At 34.5% G+C, this 15,157-nt stretch carries 16 protein-coding genes; all 16 read right to left on the reverse strand.

The window, feature by feature from the left end; all coding sequences use genetic code 11:
- Positions 1–227 precede the first annotated feature (227 nt).
- The 16 genes from BLV68_RS02410 to BLV68_RS02485 all read right to left on the reverse strand — a co-directional run bounded on the left by BLV68_RS02410 (position 228) and on the right by BLV68_RS02485 (position 15,143).
- Positions 228–1,589 (reverse strand): GlmL-related ornithine degradation protein, encoded by a 1,362-nt coding sequence (locus BLV68_RS02410; RefSeq protein WP_093750539.1) that lies wholly within the window; start codon positions 1,587–1,589, stop codon positions 228–230.
- Positions 1,586–3,796 (reverse strand): D-ornithine 4,5-aminomutase subunit OraE, encoded by a 2,211-nt coding sequence (gene oraE / locus BLV68_RS02415; RefSeq protein ID WP_093750541.1) that lies wholly within the window; start codon positions 3,794–3,796, stop codon positions 1,586–1,588. Before oraE ends, BLV68_RS02410 begins: the two co-directional genes overlap by 4 nt.
- Entirely contained in the window at positions 3,796–4,161 is a 366-nt protein-coding gene (locus BLV68_RS02420; RefSeq protein ID WP_093750543.1) for an ornithine aminomutase subunit alpha, read from the reverse strand. The genes oraE and BLV68_RS02420 overlap by 1 nt, the downstream gene beginning before the upstream one ends.
- A 12-nt stretch (positions 4,162–4,173) precedes the next feature.
- Positions 4,174–5,592 carry a 2-amino-4-oxopentanoate thiolase subunit OrtB gene (ortB, locus tag BLV68_RS02425; protein WP_093750545.1) on the reverse strand — a complete coding sequence of 473 codons (1,419 nt, stop codon included), beginning with the start codon at positions 5,590–5,592 and terminating at the stop codon, positions 4,174–4,176.
- Position 5,593: 1 nt separating this feature from the next.
- On the reverse strand, positions 5,594–5,944 hold the full coding sequence (ortA, locus tag BLV68_RS02430; protein ID WP_317921208.1) for a 2-amino-4-oxopentanoate thiolase subunit OrtA: 351 nt from the start codon (positions 5,942–5,944) through the stop codon (positions 5,594–5,596).
- Positions 5,937–6,983 (reverse strand): 2,4-diaminopentanoate dehydrogenase, encoded by a 1,047-nt coding sequence (gene ord, locus BLV68_RS02435; protein WP_093750547.1) that lies wholly within the window; start codon positions 6,981–6,983, stop codon positions 5,937–5,939. Before ord ends, ortA begins: the two co-directional genes overlap by 8 nt.
- Positions 6,984–7,155: 172 nt before the next feature.
- Positions 7,156–8,556 (reverse strand): sigma-54 interaction domain-containing protein, encoded by a 1,401-nt coding sequence (locus BLV68_RS02440; protein ID WP_093750549.1) that lies wholly within the window; start codon positions 8,554–8,556, stop codon positions 7,156–7,158.
- A gap of 30 nt (positions 8,557–8,586) precedes the next feature.
- Positions 8,587–9,321, reverse strand: a complete 735-nt coding sequence (pgeF, locus tag BLV68_RS02445) for a peptidoglycan editing factor PgeF (protein WP_159428590.1) — start codon at positions 9,319–9,321, stop codon at positions 8,587–8,589.
- Positions 9,322–9,336: 15 nt separating this feature from the next.
- Positions 9,337–9,792 carry a transcriptional regulator NrdR gene (nrdR, locus tag BLV68_RS02450; RefSeq protein ID WP_093750553.1) on the reverse strand — a complete coding sequence of 152 codons (456 nt, stop codon included), beginning with the start codon at positions 9,790–9,792 and terminating at the stop codon, positions 9,337–9,339.
- A 64-nt stretch (positions 9,793–9,856) separates the two neighbouring features.
- Positions 9,857–10,099, reverse strand: a complete 243-nt coding sequence (locus BLV68_RS02455; protein WP_093750555.1) for a YlmC/YmxH family sporulation protein — start codon at positions 10,097–10,099, stop codon at positions 9,857–9,859.
- Between the two features lie 86 nt (positions 10,100–10,185).
- Positions 10,186–10,968 (reverse strand): RNA polymerase sporulation sigma factor SigG, encoded by a 783-nt coding sequence (sigG, locus tag BLV68_RS02460; RefSeq protein ID WP_317921203.1) that lies wholly within the window; start codon positions 10,966–10,968, stop codon positions 10,186–10,188.
- A gap of 133 nt (positions 10,969–11,101) precedes the next feature.
- Complete coding sequence (gene sigE / locus BLV68_RS02465) at positions 11,102–11,815, reverse strand: RNA polymerase sporulation sigma factor SigE (RefSeq protein ID WP_093750557.1); 714 nt, start codon at positions 11,813–11,815, stop codon at positions 11,102–11,104.
- 12 nt (positions 11,816–11,827) lie between these two features.
- Positions 11,828–12,724, reverse strand: coding sequence for a sigma-E processing peptidase SpoIIGA (gene spoIIGA, locus BLV68_RS02470; protein ID WP_159428591.1), 897 nt, complete (start codon positions 12,722–12,724; stop codon positions 11,828–11,830).
- A gap of 167 nt (positions 12,725–12,891) precedes the next feature.
- Positions 12,892–13,965 carry a cell division protein FtsZ gene (gene ftsZ, locus BLV68_RS02475; protein WP_093750561.1) on the reverse strand — a complete coding sequence of 358 codons (1,074 nt, stop codon included), beginning with the start codon at positions 13,963–13,965 and terminating at the stop codon, positions 12,892–12,894.
- A 100-nt stretch (positions 13,966–14,065) separates the two neighbouring features.
- Positions 14,066–14,413 (reverse strand): small basic family protein, encoded by a 348-nt coding sequence (locus BLV68_RS02480; RefSeq protein WP_093750563.1) that lies wholly within the window; start codon positions 14,411–14,413, stop codon positions 14,066–14,068.
- A 1-nt stretch (position 14,414) separates the two neighbouring features.
- Positions 14,415–15,143: a DUF881 domain-containing protein gene (locus BLV68_RS02485; RefSeq protein ID WP_093750565.1), complete on the reverse strand. Its 729-nt coding sequence runs from the start codon at positions 15,141–15,143 to the stop codon at positions 14,415–14,417.
- Positions 15,144–15,157 lie beyond the last annotated feature (14 nt).

The raw sequence follows: 15,157 nt of genomic DNA on the forward strand, positions 1-15,157 counted from the left end.
TTGCAAATATAGCGACACGGTGAAAAAATGGTTCAAAGATCGCTATCGCTATAAAAACTCGCCCAAACATTTCCCCCCTAGTCGGATATTTGCTCAAATCTTTCGTAAGTCAAATCCTTTCTTTATAAATATGCCAATAAAACTGTATAATAAATTAATTAATATGTTAGGATAAAATTAAATATTTATCTAAATTTTATTAGTTCATAATAAACCTAGTATATCTATTAATCATAATTAAGAGTAGCTTTCAAAAGTTTTAAAGACGCCTCTGGATATTTTCTTGACATAACTCCCAAGGAAGCCATAATATATTGGTTATCTATGAAAATTTCAGCTTCTTTGGTAGGTAGTAATTCATCACCTTTAGCTCTTATGGCAATTTGCCTTAAAATCTTTATCCTATTAGGCAGCCTTGTTAAAGCTCCACCAGTGCCTATTATGGCCTTGACCTTAGTTAAGTCTTTTCCTTCTGCTAAAGTTTTCTTGCCAGAGGGCCCATATAGATGTCTCAATTTACCTGCATGCCTTTTTACTGCTGTTAAAACAGCATGGAGAGTCAGCTCTTCTATGAAGCGTTTTTCTAATTTGGACTGTGGAATAGGCTTATTGTTCTCCAATAGACTTTCCAGTTCATCCGCTGATAAAGCCAATTCTTTCATTAGTTCCTCTTTTCCCACCATATTCACTATATTTAACATATTCACATATACACCTAAATCACCTTCTACCGTCCTTTTAGCTAAAGGTTCTGGATTTATTAAGATTCTAGAAATTTCTTCGCTGCCTTCAGTAACGGAATGGACATCTGTTGTAGCTCCTCCTACATCTATAGTAATTAAGTCTCCTATTTCCTCATACAATAGTTTACTAGCTTCCATAACCGCTCCAGGTGTAGGCATAATTGGACCTGTTACCATATCCCTTACCTTTTCCATGCCCGGTGCATGGATTATATGTTTTTCAAAAACTTCCTGTATAACTTTTCTAGTAGGTTCAATATTCAATTGGTCTATTTTTGGATATACATTTTCAACTATATAGAGCTCAGCACTTTTACCTTCAAATATCTCCTTAACTTCCTCATGGTTATCAATATTCCCAGCATATATTACAGGAATATTTAAGTCTAAACTGGCAATCAGTTCCGAATTATAAAGGGCTGTATCTCTTTCGCCGTAATCTACCCCACCAGCAATAAGGATGATATTTGGATTGATCTTCTTTATCTTTTCTAAATCTGAATTTCTAAGTTTACCAGCAGTAATATATTTAATATTAGCCCCTGCTCCCAAGGCAGCTTCCTTTGCTGCTCTAACCGTCATATCATAGACTAATCCATGGACGGTCATCCTCAATCCTCCAGCAGCACTACTAGTAGCAATTAGTTCATCGTATTCGATTTGAGCTTCTCCTAAATTATTGGCTAAGTTCTCAATGGCGGATTTTAACCCTATATTAACATCCCCTTCTTCTACTGTAGTGGGGGATTGCCCTTGCCCAATGAAACTCGGGCAAGAGCTTATGTTAAAGGCATTTACTACTGTAGTAGTACTTCCTATTTCAGCAATTAATAGTTCTATTTTCATTTTTTCATCTCTCTTCTTCTTTTTACTAGAAAAGTAGCAACTTGATCGCCATTGGAACCTCTGCCAAATCCTGCATCCATGCCATTTTTAACCGCTAAATCATTGGAAACTTGTGTACCGCCTGCAACTAAAATAATCCTATCCTTAATTCCCTTCTCAACACATAGGTCATGTAGCTTTTTCATATTCTTGTAATGTATATCGTCATGGCTGATTATAGTAGAAGCCAAAATTGCATCCGCATTTATTTCAATTGCAGCATCTACCAATTTTTCAACAGGAACTGAAGTTCCAAGATAATGGCATTCAATACCAAACCTTTCAATTCCACCATGCTTTATATCAATTATCTCCCTTAATCCAACGGAATGTTCATCCTCACCAACAGTGGCTGCCACTATCTTCATTGGATTTTCCTCAATCTCTTTTCTAATCTCATCTTCAGTCAATACTTCTGGTTTAGGTGGAATTATTAAATCATTGATATCTATTATAAAATCCACTCTACCTTTTAATTCGATTCTAGTTCCTTCTGCTTCCTGCATTATTTCCTTATGGATTACCTCGCAATCCTTTAATCCCAATCTATTTCCTATTTCTAAAGCTGCAAATTCTGCTACCCTTTCCTCTGCAGGCAAAAACATGGTAATTAGTACTATTCCATCTCCCAACCATTCCATTTCAGGTTTTATTTTAGAAGTATTTCTAAGTTCCTTAGTTCCCTCTAGCCTTAAGTATACATTATCATTTTCATCTAACTCATCGATGAATATAATCTTATCTGGATCTTCAAAGGTACAACCACCTATCAATTTCGATGGATTATCAACTGCGCTTTCATCATATTGGGCTATATTATTATAGCCAAAATGTGCAGTGACCGGTGCCATATAATCTTCTTCTCTTTCAAATACAGTACCTGCCCCAATACCTCCATCGATTTTCCTTATGATACCATCACCATTCCTCTCAGGATAATACCCAGAATCAACAAAGAATCCTGCTTCAACAGCCTTAAAATATCCTCCAACCTCTAATATTTCCTCCATGAATAATATAGCTCTTTCTTTTAATTCTCTTACCTTTTCGGCCAATTCTCCTTCATACCTTTTAATTTCCACCATTTCATTTAGTCCATCCATACCCGCAAAGGCTTGCTTAGCCGTATCTACTGCTTCAATATTATATATATGCCAGGGCACATTTCTTCCCTCATCAGGAGTAATGGTAGATTGAATATCCGCTCTGGTAAGCTGAGATATCAACAAATTCAACACATGGGTTACAGTCGCTTCCCTAGTGGATGATTCCATATATTTCGTATTCATCTGAGCTCTCATCTTGTATTCATAGAATAACTCCCTTAAAGCTACTGCATAAGGTAAATCTAATCTCATACAAGGTGCCGGTGGTGCTGTTGGAGGAACGGTTGAAAGGCAAATATTTTCCTTCTTCATTCCTACTTTAACGGAAAACATAGAGTTAATTGCATGTTGAACCATTAGTTCTGGCATAACCTTCCAAGCTTCTCTAGCTGTTGCATTAGCGTTATGAGCTCCATCTATTTGAGCCATATCAGCCCAAGCCATTATCTTCTTAGCACAGGCAGCATCAACAAAGGATCTTATCATATTGATATTTCTATATAATACATTGTACTGAGGGTCCTGATGGGCTCCATTTACCCCTTCTTCTGCAAACATAACGGCAATTTCAGGACCTGCTACACCAGAAACATAGGAGTGATAATTGATAGGTCTACCTACTTCCTCTTCAATTAAATCTAGTGCTTTTCTCTGGGCTCTAACTTGCTTTCTCGTAACAGGTATGCCCCCAATTCCTTGAGGTGTTCCTTCAATTAATCCATCATAATGGCTTTGCCCAGCTGTTCTTATAACCATGATATGGTCTGCACCATGCCAAGCGGCCATCCTCATCCTTCTAATGTCGTCTTCAAATCTACCAGAAGCAATTTCTGTAGTTATTACCGGTTTCGGCTGTGGATCAATATTGCCAAAATATTTGGCCGCAGGTAGAGGTTGGCTATTCTTAAGGGATTCAGATGTATCATAATAGGTAAATTTGCCAATTTGCCTTTTCTCGCCAGTGCCTTTTCTCCAGGTCCAGCCCCTTCTCTTTGGTCTATACTTATCCAAATCCTTAAGTATGTTCTCTATATCTAATTTTTCATTGGACCTTAACTCCATTATCTTTCACCTCCTCTAAATAGAGCCACAACCTCATCCCACATCTTGCCTTCTGCTAATTTCAACCCTGTTTCTCTTATTTCCATACCTTTTTCCTTAGCTAGCTTATAAACAATATGTCCTGCTCCCTTACCTAACAACCCTCTATCAATAGCTCCTTCAACAATAGATTTGGCCTCTAAACTGGAGAATCCCATCCTCAATAATACAGACCTTTCAATGGATGGAGTAGTGTTTTTCTCTGCCAATTCTATCAGAGGATCTACTATTTTTTCTGCTAATTCCCAAAATCTTTTTTCTAGCTCTTCCTCTGTTAAATGAGCCAGATGTTTTCTCCTCTCTTGAAAATCATCTTCTCTTTTCATAAACCTTACCTCCTAATATTCTACCCCGAATTCGTCTAATACTTTCTTAACGAACCCCTCACTGGATTTAGTATCCTCAGCTAAAAATTTCAAATCCTCTTCTGATACTTTATCTACCTTTGTATTCTGTAAACAATTTCTAATATAGGACCTTTTAACCCTATCTAAATCTACTTCTTCTATAGAAATATAACCTGGATCCTTTGGTAGTATTATGTTTTGTCCTGGTATTTCTTCCGAGGGATCTCCTATGATTATTTCAATACCATTTTCTTTAGCAAAAGTCAATTGTGGTTGAATGTGTTTCCCTGCACCAGTATATTCTGTTTCTTGAACGACTATTATTTGATCTTCATCCATCTCCTGGGCTAGCTTAAATGCCGCTGCTAAAGAAGTATTACCTGCAGGTCCCCTCTCTAAACCTTCTAACTGGGCTAATACTTCTGTCATAAAAAATACCGAACCTTGATTTACCATTACATATCTATCCATATACCTTAATGGTCTTGCAGCAGACCTTGGCACATCAGATCTATCAGGCCAAGTTGCAAAAGGAATTCCAAATCCTGTATGACCTGTAGTAAAGGATTTCCTATTGAAGTGGGTGTCGCTTGCCATATGTAGCCCTCTTAAGTTCACACTTGCTCCTACCACTTTAGTATCCACCGCTCCTGCCTTAATTAACCCCCTTGCTGTTCCCGTTAAATTTCCACCACCAGCATTTGTTACTACTACAATGTCTGGGTCTCTACCTTCCCTTTCTCTAAATTGCATGGATATTTCATACCCTAAAGTCTCTACACCAGCAATTCCAAAAGGCGTATAAAGAGATGCATTGAAGTATCCCGTTTCTTCCAATAAAACTAGGAAAGTATAAAATAATTCAGGTCCTACAGTCAATTGCACAACCTCTGCACCATAGGCTTCACATTTCCTCGCTTTTTCAATTATTTCTGGTTGACCTACACCCTTAGAATCATAGCATTCCTGAACTACAATGCATTTCAATCCCCGCATAGCAGCTTGGGATGCTACAGCAGCTCCATAGTTACCGCTTGTTGCAGTTACAACCCCTTCATAACCTAGTTTCTTAGCATGATAACAACTTGTAGCAGCTCTCCTGGCTTTAAAGCTGCCAGAAGGATTGCAAGCCTCATCTTTAATAAATATCCTAGCCCCTTTGCCTGCAGGGGCAAATTTCCTAGCTAATCTTGTTAAGTTCTTAAGCTCATATATCGGAGTGTTTCCAACCCCAGTTTCCCTTTGAATTTTTTCTATTTCTTCAAGGGTATATCCAGTTTCCCGCATCATCTTCTCATAATCGAAAGCAATGCCCCCTGACTCGAAATGGCTATAATCTATTCCAACAGCCCTCTTCATTATTTCACTATTTCTACTCATTACCGCTTCATAACTCATATCTCTACCCATATTATTCACCTTCCTCCTCTATCAGGCTTCTGACCTGCTTGCCTATATATAATAACTCAGGAATGCATTTGCCAAAATCATGAGTATAATAGGGATTTACTTCTACCAATGTCCCCTTCACTCTTCTACCAATATAGGTTTCAACTTCTACAATATCCCCAATATTAGCCTCTTCATCCAATAAAAAGCCTTTAGTCCACATTTCAAGAGGTACCCTTTGGGTATCCTCTGGAAGGTTTTTAGATCTTTCTTCAGGCCTTAAAACTACATTATGAATTCTTACCCAGTCTCCTCGTTTTGCATCCATTTTCATCTCCTGCCTTTCTTTTGTTACTATTAAGCTTCTAATCAATTAACTCCCTCATATCTCCCATTATAGCCCTTGGTACTGGCAAATCTATCATAGTCTTAAGTCCAGGAGAAGCATTAATTACATGCGGAATCATATTAACGCACATTGCAATAGTACCAATTCCTCCAGGAACTTCAGGTTTAATGGACATATTTATGTTAGGAGTCCCTTTAATGGTGATATAATCTCCAGTGCTTCCTCCTTCCAATTGGGGTTCCACTTGTTGAGGATGTAGCATTTCAATCTTAACTTCTCCATCTACTCTTCCAAAACCCTTCATATTACAACCAGCTACATTCCCTGGCTGGACTTCAGCATGAGGTGCCTTTCTGTAAACTTTAGATACTATTGGCTCTCTAATTAATTCCACTTCATCGCTTAGCTTCCAGCCTATGGCATCAGCAATCATTCTAATGGACTCTGGAAAGCCTACATGCCCTGCTAAAGTGCCTTCTTTTACCCTATTGTTAAACTCCTCAACAGTCAATCCAACACCTTGTCCCTCCATGACTGCTGGTCCAAAAGGCGATAGATTATTAACCCTCTCAGCTCTTATGCTTTCCACTTCTATACATGCACCAGTTAAAGCAATAACCAATAAGTCCATTATTAGACCTGGATTAATACCTGTTCCCAAAACTGTTACTCCATTTTCTTTAGCTATTCTATCCAACTCTTTAGCTAGTTCTGGCTCTTGAGCTTGAGGATATGCCATTTCTTCCGCAGTGGAAATCACATTAATCTTTCTTTCCAAACAATATTTGATCTTTTCAAAATTGTCCCTTGTAAAGGAATCTGTAGCAATTATAACTACATCTGCAGCTTTTTCGGTAATCACTTTATCATACTCTCCAATTATTATATCTGGTCTATCTCCTCTTTCCACATCTAAATAATCATACATGCTCTTCCCTAATCGATGGGTTCTTCCCACTACCCCTACAATTTCAACACCTTTCTTGTTTAAAAGCATTTCTGCCATACCTTTTCCCATGGCTCCTAATCCCCAAATTATCACCTTTATATTTTCCTTTCTCATACATACACCTCCAAAATTAGTTTATATATTTTTTCTTGCAAAATTATACAAGCAAAAACCTTGCCAATATTTATATATGAAATAAGTGGTTTTTCTCTGAAAATTCTCCTGTTTTTTCTCCTCCAAACGAATGAATAGCAAATATTTTTGCATCGTCTCGCAAAATAATTTGCTACTCATAATATTTTTTTATCTTATACTGTAATGTTTGTCTCTTTATGCCTAAAGCTTTGGCTGTTTGAGAAATATTATAATCATTAGCATCTAAGGATTTTCTAATAATTTCCTTTTCGATTCCTTCTAAGTATTCGGGTAATGCAACATCCAAAGGCTTTTGAAAATCATTTATACGGCTATTATCAAATATATTAGTCGATTTAAAATCTTCTTTTCTTAAAACGGTTCTGTTCATCGAAGCATAATTCATAGCCGCTTCGATGGTATTCTCTAGCTCTCTAACATTTCCTGGCCAAGAATAGTTAAAAAAAAGATTTAAAACTTCTCCATCTATATCAGTAATATTCCTATTTAATACCATATTGTATTTATTTATAAAGTGGTTTGTTAGGCTAATAATATCATCAGTTCTCTCTCTTAAAGGAGGAATGTGAATGTATACCACATTCAACCTATAATATAAGTCTTTTCTTATAGTTCCTTTTTTAACACTCTCTAAAGGGTCCTCGTTAGTAGTAGCTATTATTTTAACGTCTATGGGTATATCTTTAGTCCCACCGATTCGCCTTATATATCCTTCCTGAAGTACTCTCAACAATTTTGTCTGAAGATTTAAGGACATAGAATTAATCTCATCTAACAGGAGAGTACCTCCATGAGCTTGCTCGAAAATCCCTTCCCTTTCAACAGCACCGGTAAAACCACCTTTTTCAGTTCCAAAAAGGATCCCTTCCAAAAGAGTTTCCGGGATTGCAGCACAATTTTGAGCAATAAAGGGTTTGTTTCTTCTATTTCCATCGTAATGGATACTCTGAGCAAACAATTCCTTTCCAGTTCCAGTTTCGCCATAAATTAACACTGATGAAGGTGAAGTACTGGTTCTCTTAGCTATTTCAATAGCTTCAACTATTTTTTTATTTTTCCCAATTATATCCTCAAAGGTATATCTTTTTATGCTACCATTACTATTATACTTTTCCTTGCCCCCTTTTAATTCCCTTTGCAAGTCCATTAACTTGTCCGATAATTTTTTAATATAGGTAATATCCTTTGCTATTTCCATAGCTCCAATTATTTCCCCTTTATAAAATAGAGGAATAGTTGAGTTCAATGAGGTTATATTCTGTCCCTTAAAATTTATATAGATTTGAGTTTTTTCCAATATAGGCTCTCGAGTAGTCAAAACTTTAATTAATGTTGAAGTTTCCTCGTTTAAACTAGGAAATAATTCCAACAAATCCTTATTAAGGACTTGGTCTATACTCAAGCCCTCTAATTTAGCCATCGCCTTATTATAAAGCACTGTTTTCCTATTTTTATCTATTACATGTATGCCTATATCTATATTATGCAAAATATTTTGCAATACGATATAATTAAAATCCTTTTCCCTCATGTTATCATCCTCTGTAATAATTATCATAAATTAAACTAAACCTATAGCTGCAATCATTCTTCCCTTAGTTCCCTTTTCCTTCCTATAAGAATAAAACACTTCTGTATTACAACTAGTACAAATATTTGATAAAATAATGTTTCTCTCAGGAATACCCTTAATTGTAAGCAGTAGATAATTTAGTTTCCACAAATCGAGGTATAATTTACCGTCTTTTTGTTCTATTATATTAGAAAATTCTTTATACCTTTCATCAAACTTATCTGCTAGGTCTTCACCAAATTCATAACAGCAAGAACCAATTGATGGTCCTATTCCAACTAAAATTTCCCTATAATCTGAACCATACACTTCTTTCATCCTATCCAACATTCTACCTGCTATATTTTCAAAAGTACCTTTCCAGCCTGCATGAGCGAGTCCAACAACTTTATTAGTCAAATCTATGAAAAATAAGGGAACACAATCAGCATGATATGTAGTTAATACTATATTAGGTATATTGGTAATTAAACCATCTGCACTAGTCTTCGATATTTCAACATTATCAAATTCCCTTCCTATGATCAGAATATCGGTACCATGAACTTGTTTAACGCTTATAATTCTGTCCCTAGCCACATCTAATATATCTGAAAGTATATCTATTTTAGAATCCCCCCAGCCTATTTTAGTTGTAAACAGATGACTAATATAGTTTAACTCGTTAAATCTTTCAAATTGATAGTATATTGCTTTATGGTCATGATTTTTAATTTTTATCATCATCCACCTCTTGAATTAGTTTTCGTTTAATAATTTTTTTAATTCATCCATAAATGTATTTATATCTTTAAATTGCCTATAAACGGAAGCAAATCTTACATAAGATACTTCATCAACTGTCTTCAATTTATCCATAACTAACTCTCCAATATACTGAGTAGTTACCTCTTTTTCCATCGAATTGTATAATTCTTTTTCAATTTCATTCACCATATCTTCAATTACCTCTAATGGAACAGGCCTTTTCTCACAGGCTTTTAATATACCATTTAATATCTTATTCCTATCATAGGTTTGCCTATTCCCATCCTTTTTAACGACTATTAAAGGAATTCTTTCAATCTTTTCATATGTTGTAAATCTTTTTGAGCATTTTAAGCATTCCCTTCTCCTTCGGATGGCTTGTCCTTCATCAGTAGGCCTTGAATCTACAACCTTTGTTTCCTGGTAATTGCAAAATGGACAATTCATCTATCCACCCCCAATTCATCTAATTCGATTATAATATATAGCTATTCAATTGTCTAATAAGATATTATTCTTCTGTACCTATATCAACTAAAATGGCATCGGTACCAATTCGTACTATGTTTTTCCATTCTATCATTAAATCCTTATTCTTACCAAACAAGCCTAATACCTTTCCAGGACCAGGTATAATAATTCCCACTACTCTGCCATTCTCCAAATCTAGTTCAAAATCATATATATATCCCATTTTTGCCCCATCTTTAATATTTATGACTTCCTTTTCTCTCATCTCAGATAAATTGATCATTACCCCACCTCTTCCCATATATTCCTTATATATTTATATTTAAATCAGTAATGGAAATATGCATAGATTTGTGGGGTAATGTTTTATTAAATTAATTTTCTCATCTGTTTTAAAGCATTTTTCTCAAGTCTCGAAACTTGAGCCTGGGAAATCCCAATTTCCTCTGCTACCTCCATCTGAGTCTTTCCTTCATAAAACCTAAGATTTAATATGAGCTTTTCCCTCTTATTCAGTTTATTTATTGCATCCTTAATTGCAATCCCTTGAAGCCATACTTCATCTTCAGATTTCTCATCCTTAACCTGATCCATCACATATATAGCATCTCCACTATCGTGATAAACAGGTTCAAATAAGGATATCGGTTCTTGTATTGCATCTAGGGCAAAAACTACTTCTTCTTTTGGAAGATTCAATTCTTCTGCTATTTCAGTGATGGTTGGCTCCTTAAGGTTTTTATTAACTAGTTGGTCTCTAGCCTGCAAAGCCCTATAAGCTATATCCCTTAAGGACCGACTAACTCGTATTGAATTATTATCCCTTAAATACCTTCTAATTTCTCCGATTATCATTGGCACTGCATAGGTAGAAAATCTAACATTCTGACTCAAATCAAAATTGTCTATAGCCTTTATTAGTCCAATGCACCCTACTTGAAATAAATCGTCTACATTTTCTCCACGTCTATTAAATCGCTGAATAATGCTTAAAACTAATCTTAAGTTCCCGTTTATAAACTTTTCCCTAGCCTTCATATCTCCATTTTTTATTTTTACGAATAACTCCTGCATCTCCTCATTTGTAAGCACTGGTAGTTTTGAAGTATTCACTCCACAAATCTCCACCTTGTTGTTATGCACTTTCTTCATTCCTTTCTACATGTTTTGCCCCTTTTCATATAGAATTATTGCCTCCTATAATCTATTTTATTCAATTTTGATTTAACAATAATATCCATTCCTACCATTTATATTAAAAAACAAGTGACAGAAATACATTCTGTCACATTAGTTTTACTATTTCCTTTTTCAATCGTTTAATTATTCTCTTTTCTAGCCTAGATATATAGGATTGCGAAATACCTAATATATCTGCAACCTCCTTTTGTGTCCTCTCCTTACCATTTTTTAGACCAAAACGCAATTCTACTATTATCTTCTCCCTTCCAGAAAGTTTTTCTATGGCTTGATTTAGCAATTGCTTATCTACTTCGTCTTCAAGGAGCTTAAAAATCGTATCCCCTTCTGTTCCCAATATATCTGATAGGAGCAACTCATTCCCATCCCAATCTACATTCAAAGGTTCATCTAAAGATACCTCAGACCTAAGTTTATTATTTCTTCTCAGATACATAAGAATTTCATTCTCAATACATTTTGAAGCATAAGTAGCAAGTTTAATATTTTTATCTGGATTAAAAGTATTTACAGCCTTTATCAACCCAATAGTCCCTATAGATATTAGATCTTCAATGCAGATACCTGTATTTTCAAATTTTCTTGCAATATAGACTACCAATCTTAAATTTCTCTCTATTAAAACACCTTTGATACTGTCGTCATGCTTCATTCTGTTGAGAAAATAACTTTCTTCCTCTGGCTTTAATGGCGGTGGAAGAACTTCTCCACTACCTATATAATATACTGGATCTGGAAACCTTAACCTAACTAATAGTTTATAATAGAATAATTTCAATTTAATACTTAACCTCTTCAAAGCTTTTCCCCCTTAACCTAATAATTCTGGATGCAGTAATCCATTGTACCTCTCATCTACGGATAATTTATTATTATATATGGCCACGACTATATCGTCTGTCATTTCCCTCGCCCTATCGTCCAGATATATATTTATGCTATCTGGTACAAACCCAATTAATATTCCATTATCATTCCCTAAAGATTTGAAGGGTATTAATCTCAATTTCACTTGATCCCCTAACTTTTCCATAATATTAGCAACATAGTTTAAGTCTAATTCTTTATTTTCACTATAAATTTTTTTTACTAGATCTGGCAATATTTCTTTTAAAGCATTATATTCTGCTATTATTACAGGTTTCTGGGTTATTGGTTCCTTTAGTGAATTTCCAGTATCCACTAAAGCTGTCAAATGAACCTTTTTATTATTCAAATTAATGGATATCTTAGTTAAGCAATTATCTTTGTTGATTTTAATAAAATGATTCTTTAGAATGCTTCTAATTAAAATTATTGCCAATCCAATGCCCAATATCAAAAATTTAAATAACTCGTTATGGTCTTTAAAGGTGAAATTGGATAAACTTACTTTGCTTTTTAATATGTAAAATATTCCAATTATTGTACCAGCAAAAGCAAAGGAAATAAGATAAAATGTTGATAGTTGTTTTAAAAACTCCCTAAACCTATCAGGATTATAAGCAACAATTATCATGAGTATTGAAACTGAAAACTTAATTAGAAATCGTCCCATAAACTGTAGATTAGGAAAAAAAACAATTAGAGTATATATGGAACCTAATAAGGAAGCTATTAATAACCTTAATTTACTAGTTTTAGTTCTGGTAATCATATCCGTCACATATAATATAATGAAGTTTATAATTATATTTTCTATTATTAGGTATTCAACATATACATACAACGGAATACCTCCCCCTTTAAGGATCCCCTATACTAAAGCTTATTCAAAGAATCCTTTATTTATGTCTATTATATATTATTCTTAAGTAATAATTTGTCATTATTTAAAACACAAAAAAAACGTATCTCATTATTGAGAAACGTTTTTTGACATATAGAAATGAAAAACTATTTATTTTTCCTCCTTAAAAAAGGCGGGATATCCAGATCATCTAAATCGAATTCTTTAGTCATAGCGCTTTCAGAATCAATATCAAGCTCAAAAGACTTACTTGTCTTTCGCCTTTTTTCATCATCAAAACCTGTCGCAATTACTGTTATTTTTATTTCATCTTTTAATGATTCATCGATTCCAGCACCAAAAATTATAATAGCATCTTCATCAACAGACTGTCTAATTAAATCAGCTGCTTCATTGATTTCAAATAGTCCTAAATCATCTCCACCAGTTATATTCAATAAAACTGCTTTAGCCCCATCTATAGAAGTTTCCAACAATGGACTTTTAATAGCTAATTTAGCAGCATCTATTGCCCTATTTTCACCAGAAGCAATACCAATACCCATATGAGCAATGCCTCTATTATACATTATAGTCTTAACATCAGCAAAATCTAAATTGATTAAGCTAGGAACGGCAATTAAATCTGATATGCCTTGTATTCCCTGTTTAAGTACTTCATCAGCCATTAAGAAAGCTTGTACCATTGTAGTCTTCTTTTCTGCTACTTGGAGCAATCTATCATTTGGTATGGTTACCAAAGTATCTACTTTTTCCTTTAACTCTTCTATGCCCTTTTCTGCATGCATTTGCCTTCTTCTTCCCTCAAAGGTAAAGGGTTTAGTAACTACTCCTACAGTTAATATTCCTAACTCCTTTGCAGTTTCTGCAATAATTGGAGCTGCACCAGTACCTGTCCCTCCACCCATACCTGCAGTAATAAATACCATATCAGCACCCTTTAAAACTTCTGTAATTTCATTTCTGCTCTCTTCTGCTGCTTTCATTCCAATCTCAGGATTAGACCCCGCTCCTAACCCTTTAGTCAATTTTTCCCCAATCTGTAATTTTAATTCTGCTCTAGAAGAATTTAAAGCCTGTCTATCGGTATTAATTGCTATAAAATCAATACCTCTAACACCACATTCTATCATCCTATTTACAGCATTGTTCCCTCCACCACCAACACCAACTACTTTGATCTTTGCAAATTCTTCAGCTTCAACATCAAAATCAAACATACAACTAACCCCCTTTAAAATTTTCTTAACATCCATAATATCACAGACTAGTTCTTTAACTAAATCCAATTATAACTAACAGGAAGTATTAATTTAAAACTCATTCACTTTTTCTAAACCTCTTATTAATTAAAATCCTTCTTATACTTGCAAAATTTTCAAATAGCCTACTGCCAAAGGTAAATATTGCTGCATAATATAGTGGTACTCCTAACCAATCTCCAATATATGCTAGAAAAGCTGCTAAAATGGCATTTCCAAAAAATCCAGACATAAAAATTCCTAAATCAAATTTATCCTCTAGGTTTGCTCTTATACCTCCAAATACTGAATCCAAACAAGCTAATATAGCAACAGAAATATATAATGAATATTGCACATTGTAAGTATATGGCAATAAGAGTCCTATGGCTATACCAATTAATATACCAATTGAAGCAAAAAACATATTAATCACCTTCTCTTATTGGTTTCGCATATCTAAAGCTAGCAATCCCCCTATATTCTGGGATTATGATATTGTCTTCAATACTAGTTTCAATATTTAACTGATCTATCGTTCTTAGGGCATATCCATAGGTATTAGGTGCATTTACTGCTGCATTTAACAACTTAGGATCCCCTATTGCCTTAATATAAAATGGGGTTGCTACGCTTCTTCCATTTATCCTTATAATAGGTCCACCACATTTAATTTCTGATGTAGATAATACCCTTTGTTCATTAATACTTATGGCTTCTGCACCTGCAGCTCTCAAATCGTTTATTATCCTTAAAACATCTGTATCGTGTATTATATCTAGATCGTGCTCCTGACCAAAAGCATCCTCTGACATATTATCTTCCATTCGTATTATTATGCCTGGTCCTTGAACCTTTTTGAATCCAGCAACCAATTTATTCTTTTCAAGTTCTGATTTTAAGATATCTATAATATTTTCATCACCACTAGCTATACTTTCCAACATCTCAATTTGAGCTTGCTTATCCTCTAGCATCTTATTCAATTCTTCAATTTCCTTATTGATAGCATTAATTTCATTTTTCATAGTTTGTATGGAATCTAAAGTCACCGGAGCAAAATATTCTACATTTTGCTTGAGTTGTATTGCAATGAAGATCCCTATTAATATGGAGAAAGCAAAAACTATTAGATTGGCCTTATTCAATTTTTTCATTTTGATCCTCCAAT

The sequence above is a fragment of the Tepidimicrobium xylanilyticum genome, from assembly GCF_900106765.1.
Lineage (GTDB): Bacteria > Bacillota > Clostridia > Tissierellales > Tepidimicrobiaceae > Tepidimicrobium > Tepidimicrobium xylanilyticum.